An 18,597-nucleotide genomic window follows, 5' to 3' on the forward strand; every position below is an offset into this window, starting at 1 on the left:
TGAAGGCACACAAACGCCTCGCTTTGCGTGCCGACAAAACCGCCTCATCCTTTGCGGGGTTCATCACTTTCGCCGCCCTCCTGGATAGAACTCACCTCGCTTGATTTGCAAAGACACCGCCTAGCCCTCGGCTTCGATCACCGCGTTTCCACCTCAAGCCGACACCCTCATGAGCTACCAAGCCTGCATCCACCATCTCATCACGGGACGCTTCCTGATGCATTGCTCCGTCGAGGGTCATGATCTGCGTGAGGCGGAGAACGCCGCGATCGCCAAGGCCGCCCTCAAGGCGAAGGCGCTGCCGCGTGACATTGACGTGCGTCATCTGCATCAATGCGCGGAGCGTCGGTTTCCAAACGTCACCGGCGGCGACAGCGCATGAGCTGAACAACGCGAAGGCACATCCTACGGAGATGCTGATATAATCGACGCACACTTCAATCCTCCTCCTCTTGCCTTGGGGGAGGAAGAATAGGAGCAGGAGTAAGAGGAGAATTTGATCCTCTTTTTGATTTGTTCAGTGCTCCCTTATTGACCGGCTCAGGCCGATGGAATATCAGCGCTCCGGCTTGAATGTGGAAGGAGATCGAATCTTGGAAGACGTGGTCATGAAAGCGCCAAAGGCGCGATATTCCTCAGCCCACGGGCGCAGCCCTGGGTTTGCGAGCCGCGCGGTGTGTTGAAGATGCTGTCAGCCCTGCAAGGGCGAGACTCGACTCTGTGCAGGCGTATGGTGATGGACCGCACCGTGAGTCGAGTGCCGCGCTTTCAGCGCTAATCGTGTTCGGGATGTTTGAACCGTGTTGGTCCCAGGATTTCATCCTGGGCTGAGGAGTGTTGCGCTCTCAGCGCGTGGACGTTGACGGAGCTGCCGTAGATCAATGGAGCCTTGGCAGGGCCGGTTCGATGGATGTTTCCCGAGCCATACGCCACGTTTGTGTGGAAGGAGATCGGCGAGGACACTGAATCACCAAAGACGCGGGCGTTTTGGACGAAGGCGTGGAGCGGCCTCAACGTCTATGTTTGCTCTTCTCCTCCAAGTAAGCCTCGAGCAGCTTGTCGAGGGACATGAATTGGTATTCCAGGGCCAGAGAGTAGAACCACTCCAGTTCCTTCAGACGGGTGGTGCCTGTGATCGCCAGGCAGCGTTTCTTCCAATAGACCAAGGCAACGATCAAGTAAGTGCTGGCAAAGGAGGCGGCCAGAATGAGACCGAGGCTAAGATTGTTCAAGAGCTGCCACCCGGCACCCAAGCCAGCGAGTCCCAACAAGAAGGAGTTCCAGTAGGTCTGTTTCAGTCTCATGAAAGTGATCGGCTTGATGAGGCGGCGTTGGCCCTGTTTCCTCCCTTATGCTGATAGGTTTGCCAAAATCAGAATCACGATGGCGATGCAGACGCCGATGAGCACCCATTCCCAGCAAACGGCCATCAGGCCGATTGCGGCGGCGGCTCCGGCCAGCCGGATATGATCTTTGCGGCACCAGGATAGGACGCCGAGGGTGAATCCCAGCAAACCCAGCGCCGTGTACACCATCTGATACGGATGCAGGGGAAGACGGCTTGAGTCTTTGTTGACGGGGGCTGGAGCCGTCGGTTGCTTGCGCAGGATTTTCTCTTCCAGAAGTTTTTTGGCCGCCTCACCCGCGACTTCCCTCAAGGTCGGCTTGGGCGGTTCTGGCGGCGGGGCCGGGTGGATGTAATTGTTCCGAAACGCTGCCAGGCTTACGGCGATGAGCGCGATCACAAGTCCAATGGCGGCCAGGCGGTTGCTCATGATTGACGACGGATTCTGAGGTTAAACTTCCGTGCTCTGCTTCAAATGCCGGTCCAGCTCATATTTCCCGAGCGCCAGGGCCCCCAGCAAACCGGAACGTGCGCCCAAACCCGGGCTGACGATGAAGTCGTCGAGGTTGCGGCCGAGTTCGGGGACGCGGAGGTAGCCGTTGTTGAGCTTGTGAAGCTGGCCGCGGATGAGGGGCAGGATGTGTTCCTGGCTCATGACTCCGCCGCCAAGGATGATGCGCTTCGGACACAGGCTGAGGGTGAGATTCATGAGCGCGTGCGCCATGACATCGGCGACCTCCTCCCAGGCGGGATGATTGGGCGGCAGGGCATCGGCTTTGACGCCCCAGCGGGAGGCGAGGGCGGTGCCGCTGACGTAGCCTTCGACGCAGCTCTTGTGAAACGGGCAGTGGCAGGCCTGCTGGATGGCCGATGAGTTCTGCGGCGGCGGCACCAGGAGGTGGCCGATTTCGGGATGGAGCAGACCGTGCAGGAGCTGGCCGTTGATGAGCACTCCGCCACCGACGCCCGTGCCGACAGTGATGTAGATGAGCGGATCGGTGTTCTGACCCGCGCCCCAGAGGAACTCGCCGAGCACGGCAGCGTTCACATCGGTGTCCCAGGCGACGGGGACGTGGTAGCGGTCATGCAGCTTCGGCACGATATTGGTGAACTGCCAGCCGGGTTTCGGCGTGGTGGTGATGAAGCCGTAGGTTTCGCTGTCTTTGTCGAGATCGATGGGGCCGAAGGAGCCAATGCCGATCGCGGCGAAGGGGCCGTGCTTCGATTTGGCGGAAGAAAGGAAGCGCGTGACGCCGGCGAGGGTCTCCTCTGGCGTGGTGGTGGGAATGCGCGTGACCTCCCGCAGATCATGAGGCCCGGTGCCGACGGCGCAGACGAATTTCGTGCCACCGGCCTCGATGGCGGCGATGAGCGGCAGTTCCTCGCTCATGAGTGCGGACGCACGGCGGCGGAGTCACGAATGCCGAGGCTGGCGTAGATCTCACGCGTGGCGTGGGATTTGTTCAGCGTGTAGAAGTGGATGCCGTCCACGCCGTGGTCGAGCAGGTTGTGGCACTGCTCGGTGGCGTAATGGATGCCAACCTTCTGCACGGCATCCTCGTCATTCCCACAGCGCTGGATGGCGCGCAGCAGCTTGGCGGGGTAACGCGCACCGGCGGCCAGCTCGGCCATGCGGCGCATGCCGGAGGCGCTGGTGATGGGCATGATGCCGGCGATGATCGGGATCTTGATGCCGGCGAGCTGGCAGCGCTCGCGGAAGTCGAAGAAGTCGTGGTTGTCGAAGAACAACTGCGTGCAGATGTAGTCCGCGCCGGCATCGACCTTGGCCTTGAGGTGATCCATTTCCAAAACACGGTTCGGCGTGGTGGGATGGCCCTCGGGGAAACCGGCCACGCCGATGCCGAAGCCGCGCTTGTCAGGATGCGCGCCGCTGTCGTTGAACTTCTTGATGAAGGCCACGAGATCAGCGGCGTGCTGGAAGGCGTCCTTCGCGCGGTCATAATTGGCGAGGTTCTTGGGCGGATCGCCGCCGAGGGCGAGGATGTTGCTCACACCGGCCTTCGCATAACGCTCCAGGATGGAGGCGATGTCAGCCTCGCTGTGGCAGACGCAGGTGAGGTGCGGGATGGGATCGAGGGAGGTGGTGGTCTTGATGCGGACGACGAGATCATGCGTGAGCTCACGCGTGGAGCCGCCCGCGCCGTAGGTGACACTGACAAACGAGGGCTTGAAGGCCTCAAGCTCGCCGATGGTCTGATACAGCGCCTCAAAGGCTTCGGCGGTCTTCGGCGGGAAGAACTCGAAGGAAAGAGTGGGGCGCTGGGCTTGGAGGATGTCGGCGATGTGCATGGAAGAAAGTTCGCGGTTCTCGGTTCGCAGTGAAATCAGGCGATGTGCTCGCCTTTGAGCACGTCATCAAGAGTCTGGCGCTCGCGCACGACGGTGGCCTTGTCACCCTCGACGAGGATTTCGGCGGGCATGGGGCGCGTGTTGTAGTTCGACGCCATGGTGAAGCCATACGCACCGGCGCTGAGCACGGCGAGGTAGTCGCCTTCGTTGACGAGCGGGAGTTCGCGGTTCTGCGCCAGGAAGTCGCCGGATTCGCAGATGGGGCCGACGACATCGACTTTCTCGATCTTGTCGTTCGCGGGCTGCTTGAGCGGCACGATCTGATGCCAGCCTTCGTAAAGCGTCGGGCGGATGAGGTCGTTCATGCCGGCATCGACGATCTTGAAGATCTTGGCGGAGCCGCGCTTCTCATAGAGCACCTTGGTGAGCAGCACACCGGCGTTTCCGACCATGAAACGTCCGGGTTCGCAAAGAATGCGGAGGCCGAGCGGTGCCAGATGCGGCACCACGGCGTCGGCGTAGGCTTGAACAGTCAGCGGGTGCGTTTCGGCATTCTCCTGCCACCACGCGGAGTCACCGGAGTCGAGGCTCTGTTTGTAATTGATGCCGATGCCGCCGCCGATGCTGAAGAACTCGATGCCGTAGCTCTTTTTGACCTGCGTCACGAGCGGGATGACCTTTTGCACCGCCTCAAGGAACGGGTCCACGTTGGTCAGCTGGGAGCCGATGTGCATTTGCAGGCCCTTGATGAAGAGATTCGGGCAATCAGCCGCCACGCGGGCGTACACATCGAGAATCTGGTCGAAATCGATGCCGAACTTGTTCTCGCTCTTGCCGGTGGTGATCTTGGCGTGCGTCTTCGCATCGACATTAGGATTCACACGCACGGCCACGGGGGCTGTGAGGCCGAGTTCACCGGCGACTTTGTTGATGTAATGCAGCTCGGCCTCGGACTCGGCGTTGAAGCAGTAAATGCCCTGCTTGAGGGCGTATTCGATCTCATCGCGGGTCTTGCCGACGCCGGCGAAAGTGCATTTTCCGGGATCGCCACCGGCCTTGATGACGCGGTACAATTCACCCGCAGAGACGATGTCGAAGCCGCCGCCGAGCTTGGCGATGGTGCTGAGCACGGCGAGGTTTGAGTTCGCCTTCACCGCGTAGCAGATGAGGTGGTCCAGCCCGCTCAGCGCTGCGTCGAGGCGGGTGAAGTGCCCGGAGATCGTGCTCTTCGAGTAAACATAGAGCGGCGTGCCGTGTTTCTCGGCGAGGGACTGAAGCGGGACATTTTCAGCGAATAATTCGCCCTGGTGGTAACGGAAGCTGTGCATAAGCGGGCCGCGTAGATAAGCGGGATTCACGCCCGCGCAACCGGCGCGGCTACTTTGCCAGCGCCTGCGTGATCGCCTCGGCGACCTTTTTCGCCAGATGCTCGCTGCCAGCGTCGGTGTAGTGCAGATCCTTCTGCTTGTGAAGCTCCTCGAAGCGGGGTGCCATCCAGGCATTGAGATCGTTGATGGTCACGCCGTTTTCAGTCATCACCTTGGCGGCGATGGCGTTGTATTCGGGCACCTGGCCGAACTTGCGTTGAGGATTGAGCTCACCTTCGGGGATAGGCGTGGTGCTGGCCCAGACGAGCTTGGCACCGGTGGCCTTCAGCGTGGCGACGAGGCTGCGCAGATTGGCCTCGTAGTCGGCGGCTTCGACCTGACGCTTGCCATCGGGCATGAACTTGAGGTCGTGGATGCCCCAGTTGAAGTGGATCACGTCCCATTTGCCGGTGCCGAGCCACTTCTTGATGTTCGCGATGCCGTTCTTCGTCGGTCCACCGTTGGCGGGGATGCGGTGGACGTTGGCCTTGCCCTCCAGCAGCTTCCGCGTCGGCTGGGTGTAGCCGATGGAGATGGAATCGCCGATGAGGAGCACTCGCGGCAGACCTGCGACATCTTGAACCGGGGCCATGGCCGGGCTGGGAGCGCTTTTGGCTTTGGCCGGGGCGGCAGGCTGTTGGGCGGAGGCCGTAAGAAGGCCGGAGAGCAGAAAAACGAGGGCGAGGGTAGGGGAGTGGCGGTGCATGGCCCTCTTTCACAGTCCCAATCAGCCCGACCTTTCAAATTATGGAAATTTTAAAACAAGGCTTGCTTGGGGGTCGAATTTCCATAAAATAAGGCTCTGTTAAGTAATTTTCATCTGGGATGCCTCCATGAAAACCCTCCGTCTGTCCCTCTCACTGCTCCTTGCCTGCGCTGGCATGGCCAGGGCGGATGTGATCACGGACTGGAACGCCCTGATGCGGCAAACCTTCAAGGCGGAAACCACTTCGGCGACGCCACCGACGAATTCGCGCACCATGGGCATGATGGGCGGGGCCATGTATGACGCCGTGAATTCCATCAGCCGCACGCGCAGCTCTTACCTAGGTTATTATGATCCGACGACTGCAGGGGTCGGTATTGACGTGACAGCGGCGGCGGCCACCGCTGCCTACAACGTGCTCATTTCGAATTACAACGACATGTACGGCGGCAGCAACTCCTACGCCTCCAGCTTCACCAGCCTCTACAACTCACAGATGAGCAGCATCGCCGATGGTGAGGCCAAAACACGCGGCATGGAGGTCGGTTTGGCAGCGGCTCAGGCCATGATCACGGCCCGTGCCGGAGATGGGTGGAATGCCGCCTCGACCTACACGCCACAGACCTTCGGCACGCCAGGAGCCTGGCAACCGGGGAACACCGCCGGTGCCTGGGGTGCCTCCAGCGGCACTTTTTTGAAGTCCGAGTGGGGATTTGTGACGCCTTTTACCATGAGCAGTGGCGACCAGTTCCGGCCTGCTACCCTCGCTGGCTTTCAGGCCAATCAAATGCCCGCTTTTGTGGCTAGCCAGACCTACACCGACGGCTTCAACGAGGTGAAAAACCTCGGCGCTGCCACAGGCTCCACCCGCACCGCAGACCAGACCACCATCGCCTATTTTTGGGTGGATGGCCCCGGCACGGCCTCGCCACCGGGGCATTGGAACCGCATCGCCCAGACCGTCTCTGCCAGCATGAACCTTTCGGTGGAAGATAATGCTCGGCTTTTTGCCCTGCTGAACCTCGCTGAGGCCGACACCGGCATCGCCACCTGGGACGCCAAGCGCGCTTATGACCTGTGGCGGCCCATGCAGGCTATCAACACCGCCAGCACGGACGGCAATGCCGACACCCTCGAAAATGCCACCTGGTCACCACTAATCCCCACCCCCTCTTTCCCTGCCTACACCAGCGGCCATAGTGCCTTCAGCATGGCCGCCGCCACGATCCTCGCAGAATTCTTTGGCACGGACAACATCGCCTTCACCACCGACTCCGAGTCCCCCTTCCTCCCGCTGGGCTATACTCGCGATTTCACCAGTTTCAGCCAGGCAGCCGCAGAGGCCGGCATGAGCCGCATCTACGGCGGCATCCACTATTCTTGGGACAACACCGACGGTGCCGCGCTCGGCGCAGCCGTGGCTGACAACACCTTCAACACTCTGCTGCTCCCCGTACCGGAACCCGGCAGCGCCTTGCTGATTCTCACCGTTGGCTTGGTCAGTCTTCTGCGCCGACGACGTTGAGCCAGGAAGGGGATCATCCTGATCCCCCGCCTGAAGGAAAGAGGGCCTCAGACGACCTCCACGCTCACCTGAGCGCTCGTGTCCATCGTGCCGATAACCTTCGCGTTCTCGCCGCAGGCCAGCGCCTTGTCCACATCACCAGGGGCAACGATGGCGACCCAGCCGAGGCCCATATTGAAGGTGTCGAAGGCGTCCTTCGGGTCTGCGTGACGCAGCACCTTCTGCACGACGTCATTTTGCCAGAACGGAATGCGCAGACTGCAGCCGAGACCGCGCTTCAGGAAGATGCGGCCCAGATTTTCAGGCAGACCACCGCCGGTGATGTGCGCCATGGCACGCGGGCGGACGCCAGCAGCTTTGAGCGCCTTCGTCTCCTCATGATAAAGCAGCGTCGGCAGCAGCAGCGTGCGCATTTCATCGTCGCTGAACTGGAGATTCTCCTTCTCGATGATGCGGCGCACGAGGCTGAATCCATTGGCGTGGAAACCCGCGCTGGGCCAGCCGATGAGCACATCGCCTGCGGCGATGGTGCCGGGATCGAGCATGTCTTCCTTTTCGCAGGCGCCGATGGCGAAGCCGCTGAGCTCCACCATGCCCTCGGGCACCATGCCGGGCATCTCCGCCGTCTCACCACCGGCGAGGATGCAGTTGCAGGCCTCCAGGTATTCCGTCATGCCGGCGATGATGCGGGTGATCTGCCGCTTGTCGATCTTCGGGATGCCCACGTAGTCGAGGAACATGATCGGATCGGCCCCCGTGGTGAGCACGTCGTTCACGTTCATCGCCACGAGGTCTTTGCCGGCGGCTTCCAGTTGGTCGTGCTTCAGCAGCAGTTCGATCTTCGTGCCCACGCCGTCGCAACCGGTGAGGATCATGGGATGCTTGTAACCGCTGAGGTCGTAGGCGGCGGCGAACAGGCCAAAGGGGTTCGCCAGCTTCCGCTTCTGCTGCGTGCGCTTCACCAGCACGCCGATGTCATCGACCAGCGACGCTGCTTCGTGAATATCGACGCCGGCTTCTTTGTAAGTGTGTGCGGAGGAGCTGCTCATGGGGAAAAGGTGGCCCGCTGACTAGCCCGAAAGCACGGGCGGCTCAAACGGAAACTCATTCCGACGGGACGTGAGGCAGCCTGTCCCCCCACCTCGCACAAAGCCTCCGGCCAAATAGCTCAGAACGGCCTGTCTTCCGTCATGCTGGGAAAGCCCGCCTAACTCCAAAAAAATCAGCGGGACTCAGGGCCGATCCTGAGCGATTCTTAAGCTCGCGATGGAAACACCAGGTGCCCCATGATGAAAACCTTCCCATGCCTCACGACCGGACTGCTTCTGTTAAACAGCCTTGCTCAAGCCCAGGTGGTGCCGCCTTCACGACCCTCTGGATCAGGACCGGCGTATCCGTATCCCCCGCCCGGTGGGTCGGGAGGCGGGACTTTCGGCGAGACCGTCATCGCGTTCATCGTGATGGGCGTGGTGTTCTACGGCGGGATTTACGTGATCATCCGCATTTGGGATTTTCTGAAACGCTGGAGGTAGGCGTGGGCAAGCCGCCCTTTCTCACTTTTCGAAACCAAACCTTGATCGAATGAGCAAACTACAATGCGTAAACTTCTAACAGCACTTGCCTGCCTCTTCTCTGGTTGCCGAGACGAAGGCAACGCTAACTCATCGGCCGCCAAGCAAGATGCGAGTAAAGACGATTGGGGACAGAAAGTAGTTTGGCTTCAAGCCGGGAATCAGGACAACCCGTTTCCTCAGAAGGTGCTGGATTGCCGGGCGGTTGCGCTTGGATTCACGGCGATGACCTCAGATCGCGCCATAGCCGCATCCTTCAATCAATTGCGCACTGATGATGGCCGTTCGCTTATTGGCTCTTTACCCAACGACGATTTCATTGTGCCATGCGATCTGAGATTTCCTTACAATGGCAAGCGTGAGGATGGCGTTCTGTTCTCTGCCCCAGAGATGGAAGATAAGTGGGATTTCTTCGCCTACGACTCACGACTCTATGTCCGTCGCAGTTGGACGGGGCTATTGCTTCATGTCGCCGAGTTGAAATACACGGACACCGAGGTTGTCATCTCGACGCTCCATTCAAATCGAGAGGTTGTGCATGGTGACGCTGACTTTGCCAGGGCTCACCTTCGCTTTCTCATCCTCACCCATCTCGGAAGAAAAAAGCTGCCCTTCCCGATTCCTCCAGGCGCTAACCTTGAAGACGCAAGGGCGATCGCGCTGGCCGGATTCAGTAGTTATGGTCGCAGGGCTGAGTTTGCTTTTATCGTAAAGCAGTAGGCAGGAGCTTGAGATGTTGGCGGAGTGCTGCGGAATAAATTCCGCACGCCATTACTTCTTCTCAAACACCGGTTTCCCGCCCTTCATCACCGCCGTGATGTGGTCGCCGTCTTTGAAGCCGCCTTCGAGGACCGCCAAGCTCAGCGGATCGAGGAGGTGCTTCTGGATGGCGCGTTTGAGGGGTCTCGCGCCGAAGACGGGATCGAAGCCGGCGTCGGCGAGGTAGCGGGTGGTGTCGTCGGTGACGGTGAGGTGGATGTTCTGCTTAGCGAGGCGGTCGATGACGCGCTGGAGCTGGATCTTGACGATCTGGTCGAGCTGCGCGGCGTCGAGCCGATCAAAGATGACGATCTCGTCGATGCGGTTAAGGAACTCGGGGCGGAAGAATTGCTTCAGGCTGTCGCGCACCAGTGCATCGCGTTGCTCAGGATTGCTGACATCCTGGATGGCGCTGCTGCCGATGTTGCTGGTCATGATGAGGACCGTGTTCTTGAAATCGACCGTGCGGCCCTGGCCGTCGGTGATGCGGCCATCATCGAGCACCTGGAGCAGCGTGTTGAAGACATCCGGGTGCGCTTTTTCGACCTCGTCGAACAAGACGACGCTGTAAGGCCGACGGCGCACGGCCTCGCTGAGCTGACCACCTTCTTCATAACCGACATAGCCTGGAGGCGCTCCGATGAGGCGGCTGACGCTGTGCTTCTCCATGTATTCGCTCATGTCGATGCGCGTCATGGCGCTGTCGTCGTCGAAGAGGAACTCGGCGAGGGCTTTGCACAGCTCTGTCTTGCCGACGCCGGTGGGGCCGAGGAAAAGGAAGCTCCCAATCGGGCGGTTTTCATCCTGAATGCCCGCACGCGCACGACGCACGGCATTGCTGACGGCGACGATGGCGTCCTTTTGCCCGATGACGCGGGCGCTGAGGCGTTCCTCCATCTTCACGAGTTTCGAGCGTTCGCCTTCTTGCAGGCGTGAGACGGGAATGCCGGTCCAGTTCGCCACGACGCGGGCGATGTCTTCCTCGGTGACTTCTTCACGCAGAAGCGTGTTCGCGGTTCTCGGTTCGCGGTTCTCAGTTGGAGCGGATTGGAGCTTCTTCTCCAGATCGGGGATAAGGCCGTACTGAATCTCACCGGCGCGGCCGAAGTCGCCGCGGCGCTGGGCTTGTTCGAGTTCGGTGCGCAGGCGGTCGATTTCTTCCTTCACCTTGCGGCCGGCATCGACGGATTCCTTTTCCTTCATCCACTGGGCCTTCAGCGCGGAGGATTTCTCCTTTTGATCGGCGATTTCGCGCTCGAGTTTTTCGAGGCGGGCCTTCGAGGCGGCGTCTTTTTCCTTCTTGAGGGCCTGACGCTCCATTTCGAGCTGCATGATGTCGCGCTCGATGACGTCGATTTCCGTGGGCATGGAATCGAGTTCGATCTTGATGCGGCTGGCGGCTTCATCGACAAGGTCGATGGCCTTGTCCGGCAGGAAGCGGTCGGTGATGTAGCGATTGCTCAGCGTGGCGGCGGCAATGATGGCGTTGTCTTGAATGCGCACGCCGTGGTGCACCTCGTAGCGTTCTTTGAGGCCGCGCAGGATGGCGATGGTGTCCTCCACGGTCGGCTCGCCAACTTTCACTGGCTGAAAGCGACGCTCCAGCGCGGGGTCCTTCTCGATGTGCTTGCGGTACTCATCCAGCGTGGTCGCGCCGATGCAGCGCAGTTCGCCACGGGCGAGCTGCGGCTTCAAAAGATTGCCTGCATCCATCGCACCCTCGCCTTTGCCCGCGCCGACGATGGTGTGGAGTTCGTCGATGAAGAGAATGATCTCGCCCTCGCTCGACGTGACCTCCTTCAAGAAGGCCTTCAGGCGCTCCTCGAACTCGCCACGGAACTTCGCGCCTGCCATCATACCGCCGAGGTCCATGCTGATGAGCTTTTTGCCTTTGAGCGAATCCGGCACGTCACCCGCGACGATGCGTCGTGCGAGACCTTCGGCGATGGCGGTCTTGCCGACGCCGGGTTCACCGATGAGCACGGGATTGTTCTTCGTGCGGCGGCTCAGCACCTGCATCACGCGGCGGATTTCCTCATCGCGACCGATGACAGGATCGATCTTGCCGGCCTTCGCGCGAGCGGTGAGGTCGGTGCCGTATTTCTCGAGCGTCTGATATTTGCCCTCGGGGTCCTGATCGACCACGCGCTGGCTGCCACGCACCGCAGTGAGTGCCTTCGAAACGGTGTCGTAGGTCAGTCCGGCCTGCTTCAGCACGTCGGAGAGTTCCGTCTTTGTTTTAAAGAGCGCCAGGATGATGTGCTCGACGCTCAGATAGTCGTCCTTGAGCTTCTTCTGCTCGTCCTCGGCCTTCGTCATGAGTTCCCGCAGTTCATTGGAGAGGTGCAGTCCGCTGGTGCCGCCGGTGACCTTGGGTTGTTTAGCGAGCACAGCTTCCACTCCTGCCTTGAGGCCTTGGGCTGCGGCTGGATTCACAGCCGCCTTTTCGAAAAGCGGCGTGGCGATGCCGCCTTCCTGCTCAAGCAGGGCGAGGAGAAGATGCGAGGGCTTCAATTCCTGATGCCCATGCCTCGTGGCGATGGATTGCGAGGCATTGAAGGCTTCCTGAAGTTTGACGGTGAATTTTTCGGGGGACATGGCTGGTGGTTGGGTTGGTTGTTCGTAGCTTCTTTTGCTAGAACCATGCCACAGGCCTGCCATGGGCCGCTACGCTTGATTTGTCTAGGCTGGGGCGTCTTTGGAGGCCTTTCCAAGCCACGAGGTGAAGTGGCGTGATGGCACAGATGTGCTGCCGCTTTGGGCAGTTGCGTCACTCCCGCCCTGGAATCTCCGTGCTGGCTCCGCTGCCGATGGTTTCATCATCGTTGAGATGCAGGTCATAGCCAGCCACCTCGACCTCACCATGACGGATTTTTTTCTTCGCCATGGCGACGGAGATCCATTGGAACTCGGCGCTGTTGTCGAGCAGCACCTTGAGCACCATCGTGAGCGGCACGGCCAGAAACATGCCCAGCGGCCCCCACAGCCAGCCCCAGAAGATGACGGAGAGAATGACCACGAGCGGCGAGATGCCGAAGCGATTTCCAAGCATCGTGGGCTGCACAAAGGTATCGAGGCAGAAATTGATGCCACCATAGCCGATGGCGACGAAGATGGCCGTTCCCGGGCCGTGTTGCACGAGCGCCTCCACCACCGCTGGAATGCAAGCCGCAGCCGACCCCACCGCCGGGATAAAATTGAAGAGGAAGGCCAGCAGCGCCCAGAGCAGCGGGTAATGCAGGTCGAAAAACCAGCACCAGAAGCCGGCCAGAAGCCCGGTCAGCGCACTGATGAGTGTTTTGACGCCGAGGTACTTCTGAATGTCGCTCGCGCTGCGCATCAGCCCGCTGAAGTCCGGCCCGCCGGAAAGATTCACGGCCTGGAGCCGGCTCTGCGTGCCGTGTGCCTCCAGCAGGATGAAGAGCATCAAAATCAGCACCATCACCAGGCTGCCGAACAACGTTGCCAGCGTGCCGAAGGTGCTGCCCACCAGTCCGCCGAGGTTGCTCATCACGTCCTGCTGGGTCGCGTAGCCGATGAGCGTGTTCCAGTCGAACACGCCGCTCATAGTGGCTTTGGCGCCTGTGACACCTTTCATTTCCAACCAAACTCCGGCATCGTTGGAGTATTTTTCGAGACCACGCAGGTAACGTGGCAGATCAGCCCAGAAGCTGATCAGCAGCCGCACGCCCACAGTGATCAATCCGGCCAGCACGCCCAGATTCATGAGCATCGTGATGCCCAGCGCCAGACCGGCGGGAACGCGGTGCCGCCGCATCCAGCTCACCAGCGGATAACTGAGCACCGCGAGGAAAAACGCATACACCACCGGCACCAGCACCCCGGCGGCGATTTTCATGCCTGTGAGCACGACGAAAAGGCAGGCGAGCGTGACCACCGCCTGCGAGCCTTTGCGGCCCCAGTCCACCGTTTGATCATGCTCCTGAAACATCGACATGGTCTGCAATGCCGCAAAATGGACGCTGGCTCAAGATTTTTCCATGAAGTATAAGACCATCCATGATCCCCACTCTCCAACGTCTTCTTTGTGCCGGGCAAGCCCTCATGTATGGCGACTCGCGCGGCCGCCGCGGCTGTGCTCTCAACCCGCGTGTGATCATGGCGCTGCTCATCATCGGCGGCACCTTGGTTTATCACTGGATGGGCACCACGGAGTATCAAAATGAGTTCACCGGCCGCACGCAGACACTTGCGCTGGCCACTCCCCAGGAGGAGATCGCGCTCGGCTTGCAGTCCGCGCCGGAGATGATTCGTGAGATGGGCGGCCTTTCCCGCGATTCTGCCGGTCGTGCGCTGGTGGAGAAAGTGGGTGAGCGTTTGCTCGCCTCCACGGCAGCGCGGCAGACGCCGTATCAGTTCAAATTTCATTTGTTGTCCGATGCGCGGACCGTGAACGCCTTCGCGCTGCCCGGCGGCCAGATTTTCATCACCGAGGCTTTGTTTCGCCGCTTCAAGTCAGAAGACCAGCTCGCCGGTGTGCTCGGTCATGAGATGGGGCACGTCGTGGGCCGCCATTCCAACGAGCAGATGGCCAATTCGCGCTTGTGGAGCGGCTTGGCGCAGGGTTTGGGCGTTCTGCTCTCGGATGGCAGCAACAACACCGGTGCCCACATCGCCAACATGGTCGCGCAATACAAAGTGATGAAGTTCAGTCGCGAAGACGAGCTCGAATCCGACGCCCTCGGTGTGCGCTTCATGATTCAGGCCGGCTACAATCCCGAGGCGCTCGTCGGTGTGATGGAAATCCTCGCCGAGGCCAGCGGTGGCTCCAGCGGCTCCGACTTCATGAGTTCGCACCCGAGTCCCGACAACCGCATCGAAAAGATCCGCGAGGTGATCGCCCGCGAGCGTGGTGGGCGCTGAAAAGGAGGGGGATCATCCTGATCCCCCGTTTGCTGAGGGATCAGAATGATCCCTCTCCTAGGGCGACATCCCCAGCGGCCGGTTCTCGGTGCCTTTGACCTTGGTCAAAGCATCTCCCAGTTCTTTCCGCATCGGCTCAGTCAGCTTTTGCAGTCGCTCCACGACCTCCGGGTGCTCCTTCGCCACATCGCGCGTCTCACCCGGATCATCCTTCAGATTGAACAGCGCCAGCCCCGTCTTCTCCACGCGATAGCCATGCCGCGACGCGATGCCTTCAATGCCGCTTTGCGTGATCGCTTTCGGCTTCATTTGTCCAAACCGCGCCGGTTTGCCATCACGGCCCGGCTCACCGTCCACGGTGATGTAAGGATGCGGAAAGTGCAGCTTCCATTCGCCGCTGCGCACGGCCTGCAGCTCACTGCCACCATAAAAAATCAGCGCTTCATGTGGCGACTTCGCGCCAGTTTTGCCTTCGAGCAGGTCTAGCATGCTGTGACCATCGATCTTCTTTTCCGGCAGCTTCGCGCCATTCAAGGTGGCAATCGTCGGCAGCAGGTCGATTTCCATCACCGGCTCATCGCAAACCTGACCCGCAGGCACACGTTCCGGCCAGCGGGCGATGAAGGGCACGCGCACACCGCCTTCAAAGGTCGTCAGCTTGCCTTCGCGCAGCGGTTTCGCGCTACCCGCGTGATTGCCGTAGCTGAGGAAGGGGCCGTTGTCGGAGAAGAAGACCACAAGCGTGTCGCGCTCGATGCCGCAGCGCTTGATCGCATCGAGAATCTGTCCCACGGACCAGTCGAGTTCCTCCACGACATCGCCATACAACCCGGCAGCGGATTTGCCGCGAAACGCGTCGGAGGCAAAGATCGGCACATGCGGCATCACGTGCGGCAGGTAGAGGAAAAACGGTCGGCCTTTGTTTCGCTCGATGAAGCTCGTCGCCCGCTCGGTGAAGCGCCGCGTGAACTGGCTTTGATCAGGATCGGTCTCGATCACCTTCAAACCGTCGTAAAAGGGCAGGGGAGGCATCTCCTTCGCGAGCGAGGGGTGGAACTTGGTGTTGTCGTTCGAATACGGGATGCCAAGGAACTCATCAAAGCCATGCCGCAGCGGATTGAACATCGGGTAAGTGCCCAGATGCCATTTGCCAAAAGCGCCCGTGGCGTAGCCGACCGTCTTACACAGTTCCGGTAGCAGCAGTTCGTCAGGATGAATGCCCTCCTTGCTCGTATGGTTCAAAGCGCCCTGCATGCCGACGCGGTTCGCATAGCTGCCGGTCAGCAGCGCCGCGCGTGACGCGCTGCACACGGCCTGCGCCACATAAAAGCTAGTGAACTTCATCCCCTCCACCGCCATGCGGTCGATGTTCGGCGTTTTGATCTTTTCCGCGCCAAAGCAGCCGAGGTCGGCGTAACCGAGATCGTCGGCGAGAATGATGACGACATTGGGCAGACGCGGTTCGGCGGCGGAAACGGTCAAAGCGGAGAAAATCAGGGCAAGCAGCAGACGCATAAGCGCATCGTGGCAAAGCGAGGACGGGCTGGCGAGAAAGTTTTGCGCCGAAATGCCGCCGTGCTTGCCACGGCAGGCGTTTCCTGACACAAATCATGCAATGATCTGGCGTGTGGCGGCAGTTTTGGCGGTGCTTTTCTGGGCGGTGATGTCCGGGCTGCTGGTGCGTGACGTGTATTTCCCGGAAGCATCCCGCTTCGCCGCCGTGCCGCCGCGCCTGGTGATCGACTTGTTTCTGCGGCAGTCGGAGGTCTTTGGCAGCACGCTGCATCTGCATCATCACCGCGAGCGCATCGGCCACGCCAGCTTTCAGATCAGCCGCCGCATCAAGCCGAACCATCAGACTGTGTATGACATGTTGGCGCGTGGCGTGGTGGAGCCGACGGGTGAACAAGGCGGTCGCAGCATTGAGGCGAGTTGGAGCGTGGCCTGCATCCTGGCGGATGCCGAGCGCTGGCAGTACTTGAAGCTGGAGGCCCAGTTCCCCGCCCGCGAGGCCAGCCTGAAAATGATTTGGAACGAGGAGCACGCCACGCCCGAGGTGCTCGTGAAGCACGGGGACCGTGTGGTCATGAATTCGCAGGATATGAAGATGCTCCTCGGCTCCGGCAAGGACGGGGCGTTGGCCATGCTCTCCATGATCGGCGGCGGCATGCCAAAGGCGGGCGCGGAGCCCGAGGCCACGCAGTTGCGGGCGCGTGAGGGACTGATGCAACTCGCCGGACGCGAGCGGAAGTGCTTCGTGCTCACGCTGCCGTTGTTCGGCCCGCATGAGATCCAAATGATCTTCACCGAGGCCGGAGAGCTGGCCCGCATTGACCTACCTGACGGCTACGCCTTGCTGGAGCCAACCATCCACGGTTTGCAGGAGGGCTAGCGCTATTTGAATCTGTTTCACCCATGATCGAGATCGAAAACCTCACCATGAACTACGGCGACCTGCGGGCGCTCGATGGTCTGAACCTCACGATCCAACCTGGCGAGCTGTTTGCCTTCCTCGGACCGAACGGCGCGGGCAAAACGACCGCCATGAAGCTGCTCACAGGGCTGATGAAGCCCGACGCGGGCCGCGTCCGCCTCTGCGGACACGACATCCAGCAGGAGCCGCTGCTGGCCAAGGCGCTGCTCGGTTATGTGCCGGACGTGGCGGTGTTTTATGAAAAGCTCATGCCAGTCGAGTTCATGGAGTTCATCGCCGATTTGTTTGAGATGGACCGCGATCACGCCGCCGCGCAGACGAACGCGCTGTTCACCCAGTTCGCCCTGCATGAACACACGCGGCAGCGCATCGAGAATCTCAGCCACGGCACGCGCCAGCGCCTCGCGATTGCCAGCGCGTTGCTGCATGATCCCAAGGTTTTCGTCATCGACGAGCCGATGGTCGGCCTGGACCCCATCCACGCTCGCACCGTGAAGCGCGAGATCAAAGAACGCAGCCAGCGCGGCACGACGGTGCTCATGAGCACGCACCTGCTCAACATCGCCGAAGAACTCGCCGACCGCATCGGAATCATCCATCACGGCAAACTCATCGCCCTCGGCACGCTCGAAGAACTGCGCCGCGAGCACGAGCAGCGCGGTCAAAGGCTGGAGGACATCTTCCTCAGCATGGTGGAGTGAAAATTCCTCAAGGCCGCTCCTGCGCGAGCTGGGCGGCCAGTTCGGCGATCAAAGTCGTCAGCGTTTTGAGTTCGCGACTGGGCTCTTGTTTGGGCAGCACGAGCAGCAGCTCCGCCGTGGGCACGGGTCCGGCGAGCGGGATGATGACGCAGCCACCATGCGGCAATTTGCCGGCGTGAGCGGGTATCACGGCGACGCCTTCGCCTGAGGTGACGGCCCCCAGCATCATGGAGAGCGAATCAACCTCGCTGACAATGTTCGGCTCGAACCCGGCGGCCTGGCACATACCGCGCAAGAACTCACGACGGCCGGGAAAGAAGGCGTCGGAGAGCGAAACCCAGCGCTCGTGCTTCAGCGCGGCCAGCTTGATCGACTTCTTCTTTGCCAGCGCATGATCCTCGGGCAGCACGGCGGCCATTTTGTTGCGGGAAAGACGACGGATGTCGAAATGGGCGCGGTCACGTTCGTCGAGGTTGCCAAGGATGGCGGCGTCGAGCTCGTGATTGCGCAGGCGGTCGAGCTGCGCGCGCGGTGGCAGCTCAAACAGGCTCACCTGTGCGTTCGGATGGCGCTGGCGAAACTCGCGCACGGCGGGCGCGACGAGATCATCGAGAAATGGAGTGAGGAAGCCGAGGCGCAGCGTGCGGCGTGCTTTCCCAAATTGCTCGCGCAACTGCTGCGCGCCCGTTTCGGCGTCGCAGACGATTTGCCGCGCCTTTGGAAGGAAAAAGCGGCCTGCATCGGTGAGATGGATGCGTTTGCGGATGCGATCAAACAACGCCACGCCCAGCTCTGCCTCCAGCACGGCGATCTGACGGCTCAAAGCCGGCTGCGTGACGTGCAGACGCTTCGCCGCGCCCGAAATGCTCAAATCTTCGGCGGCGGCGATGAAGTAACGAAGCTGGTGAAATTCCACGCCAGATCAGACCACAGACCGGCTCATTGCGCAAATCTCCCGCCGGCGAGCAAGGCGGCGGGTTTGTGAACGTACAAAG

General features: G+C 60.7%; 18 protein-coding genes. 7 read left to right on the plus strand and 11 right to left on the minus strand.

The genetic code is table 11. The annotated features are described in order from the left end of the window. Positions 1-169 precede the first annotated feature (169 nt). Positions 170-382 (plus strand): hypothetical protein, encoded by a 213-nt coding sequence (locus tag ACILSI_RS07740; RefSeq protein WP_395721286.1) that lies wholly within the window; start codon positions 170-172, stop codon positions 380-382. A gap of 628 nt (positions 383-1,010) precedes the next feature. On the opposite strand, the gene ACILSI_RS07745 is transcribed toward ACILSI_RS07740, so the two are convergent. The 6 genes from ACILSI_RS07745 to ACILSI_RS07770 are packed head-to-tail and all read right to left on the minus strand — an operon-like array spanning position 1,011 to position 5,728. Continuing rightward, entirely contained in the window at positions 1,011-1,304 is a 294-nt protein-coding gene (locus ACILSI_RS07745) for a hypothetical protein (protein WP_395721287.1), read from the minus strand. A 45-nt stretch (positions 1,305-1,349) separates the two neighbouring features. Then, entirely contained in the window at positions 1,350-1,775 is a 426-nt protein-coding gene (locus ACILSI_RS07750) for a hypothetical protein (RefSeq protein ID WP_395721288.1), read from the minus strand. A 21-nt stretch (positions 1,776-1,796) separates the two neighbouring features. Continuing rightward, positions 1,797-2,735: an ROK family protein gene (locus tag ACILSI_RS07755; protein WP_395721289.1), complete on the minus strand. Its 939-nt coding sequence runs from the start codon at positions 2,733-2,735 to the stop codon at positions 1,797-1,799. Continuing rightward, a complete protein-coding gene (gene metF, locus ACILSI_RS07760) occupies positions 2,732-3,655 on the minus strand; it encodes a methylenetetrahydrofolate reductase [NAD(P)H] (protein ID WP_395721290.1) in 924 nt (307 codons plus the stop codon). Before metF ends, ACILSI_RS07755 begins: the two co-directional genes overlap by 4 nt. A 35-nt stretch (positions 3,656-3,690) precedes the next feature. Next, positions 3,691-4,983: a diaminopimelate decarboxylase gene (gene lysA / locus ACILSI_RS07765; RefSeq protein WP_395721291.1), complete on the minus strand. Its 1,293-nt coding sequence runs from the start codon at positions 4,981-4,983 to the stop codon at positions 3,691-3,693. A 49-nt stretch (positions 4,984-5,032) separates the two neighbouring features. Continuing rightward, entirely contained in the window at positions 5,033-5,728 is a 696-nt protein-coding gene (locus ACILSI_RS07770; protein WP_395721292.1) for an SGNH/GDSL hydrolase family protein, read from the minus strand. Positions 5,729-5,855: 127 nt separating this feature from the next. Between ACILSI_RS07770 and ACILSI_RS07775 the strand changes: the two genes are divergently transcribed. Continuing rightward, positions 5,856-7,253 carry a phosphatase PAP2 family protein gene (locus ACILSI_RS07775; RefSeq protein WP_395721293.1) on the plus strand — a complete coding sequence of 466 codons (1,398 nt, stop codon included), beginning with the start codon at positions 5,856-5,858 and terminating at the stop codon, positions 7,251-7,253. 47 nt (positions 7,254-7,300) lie between these two features. Here the strand turns inward: ACILSI_RS07775 and purM are convergent, their stop codons facing one another. Further along, positions 7,301-8,302, minus strand: coding sequence for a phosphoribosylformylglycinamidine cyclo-ligase (purM, locus tag ACILSI_RS07780; protein ID WP_395721294.1), 1,002 nt, complete (start codon positions 8,300-8,302; stop codon positions 7,301-7,303). Between the two features lie 237 nt (positions 8,303-8,539). On the opposite strand from purM, the gene ACILSI_RS07785 reads away from it, so the two are divergent. Both ACILSI_RS07785 and ACILSI_RS07790 read left to right on the plus strand, forming a co-directional pair. Then, positions 8,540-8,785, plus strand: coding sequence for a hypothetical protein (locus ACILSI_RS07785; RefSeq protein ID WP_395721295.1), 246 nt, complete (start codon positions 8,540-8,542; stop codon positions 8,783-8,785). A gap of 63 nt (positions 8,786-8,848) precedes the next feature. Next, positions 8,849-9,544 carry a hypothetical protein gene (locus ACILSI_RS07790; RefSeq protein WP_395721296.1) on the plus strand — a complete coding sequence of 232 codons (696 nt, stop codon included), beginning with the start codon at positions 8,849-8,851 and terminating at the stop codon, positions 9,542-9,544. Positions 9,545-9,595: 51 nt separating this feature from the next. Here ACILSI_RS07790 and clpB read toward each other — a convergent pair whose 3' ends face one another. Together clpB and ACILSI_RS07800 are read right to left on the minus strand one after the other, a co-directional pair. Beyond that, on the minus strand, positions 9,596-12,181 hold the full coding sequence (clpB, locus tag ACILSI_RS07795; protein WP_395721297.1) for an ATP-dependent chaperone ClpB: 2,586 nt from the start codon (positions 12,179-12,181) through the stop codon (positions 9,596-9,598). A 172-nt stretch (positions 12,182-12,353) separates the two neighbouring features. After that, a complete protein-coding gene (locus tag ACILSI_RS07800) occupies positions 12,354-13,541 on the minus strand; it encodes an AI-2E family transporter (RefSeq protein WP_395721298.1) in 1,188 nt (395 codons plus the stop codon). A gap of 62 nt (positions 13,542-13,603) precedes the next feature. Between ACILSI_RS07800 and ACILSI_RS07805 the strand changes: the two genes are divergently transcribed. Beyond that, complete coding sequence (locus tag ACILSI_RS07805) at positions 13,604-14,467, plus strand: M48 family metallopeptidase (protein WP_395721299.1); 864 nt, start codon at positions 13,604-13,606, stop codon at positions 14,465-14,467. Positions 14,468-14,524: 57 nt separating this feature from the next. On the opposite strand, the gene ACILSI_RS07810 is transcribed toward ACILSI_RS07805, so the two are convergent. After that, complete coding sequence (locus ACILSI_RS07810) at positions 14,525-16,072, minus strand: sulfatase (RefSeq protein WP_395721300.1); 1,548 nt, start codon at positions 16,070-16,072, stop codon at positions 14,525-14,527. 10 nt (positions 16,073-16,082) lie between these two features. Here ACILSI_RS07810 and ACILSI_RS07815 point away from each other — a divergent pair, with 10 nt between their 5' ends. Next, positions 16,083-16,859, plus strand: a complete 777-nt coding sequence (locus tag ACILSI_RS07815) for a hypothetical protein (RefSeq protein WP_395721301.1) — start codon at positions 16,083-16,085, stop codon at positions 16,857-16,859. 23 nt (positions 16,860-16,882) lie between these two features. Then, positions 16,883-17,602: an ABC transporter ATP-binding protein gene (locus tag ACILSI_RS07820; protein ID WP_395721302.1), complete on the plus strand. Its 720-nt coding sequence runs from the start codon at positions 16,883-16,885 to the stop codon at positions 17,600-17,602. 7 nt (positions 17,603-17,609) lie between these two features. Here the strand turns inward: ACILSI_RS07820 and ACILSI_RS07825 are convergent, their stop codons facing one another. After that, entirely contained in the window at positions 17,610-18,518 is a 909-nt protein-coding gene (locus ACILSI_RS07825) for a LysR family transcriptional regulator (protein ID WP_395721303.1), read from the minus strand. Positions 18,519-18,597 lie beyond the last annotated feature (79 nt).

The sequence above is a fragment of the Prosthecobacter sp. genome (assembly GCF_044232965.1).
In the GTDB taxonomy this organism is placed as follows: Bacteria; Verrucomicrobiota; Verrucomicrobiia; order Verrucomicrobiales; family Verrucomicrobiaceae; genus Prosthecobacter.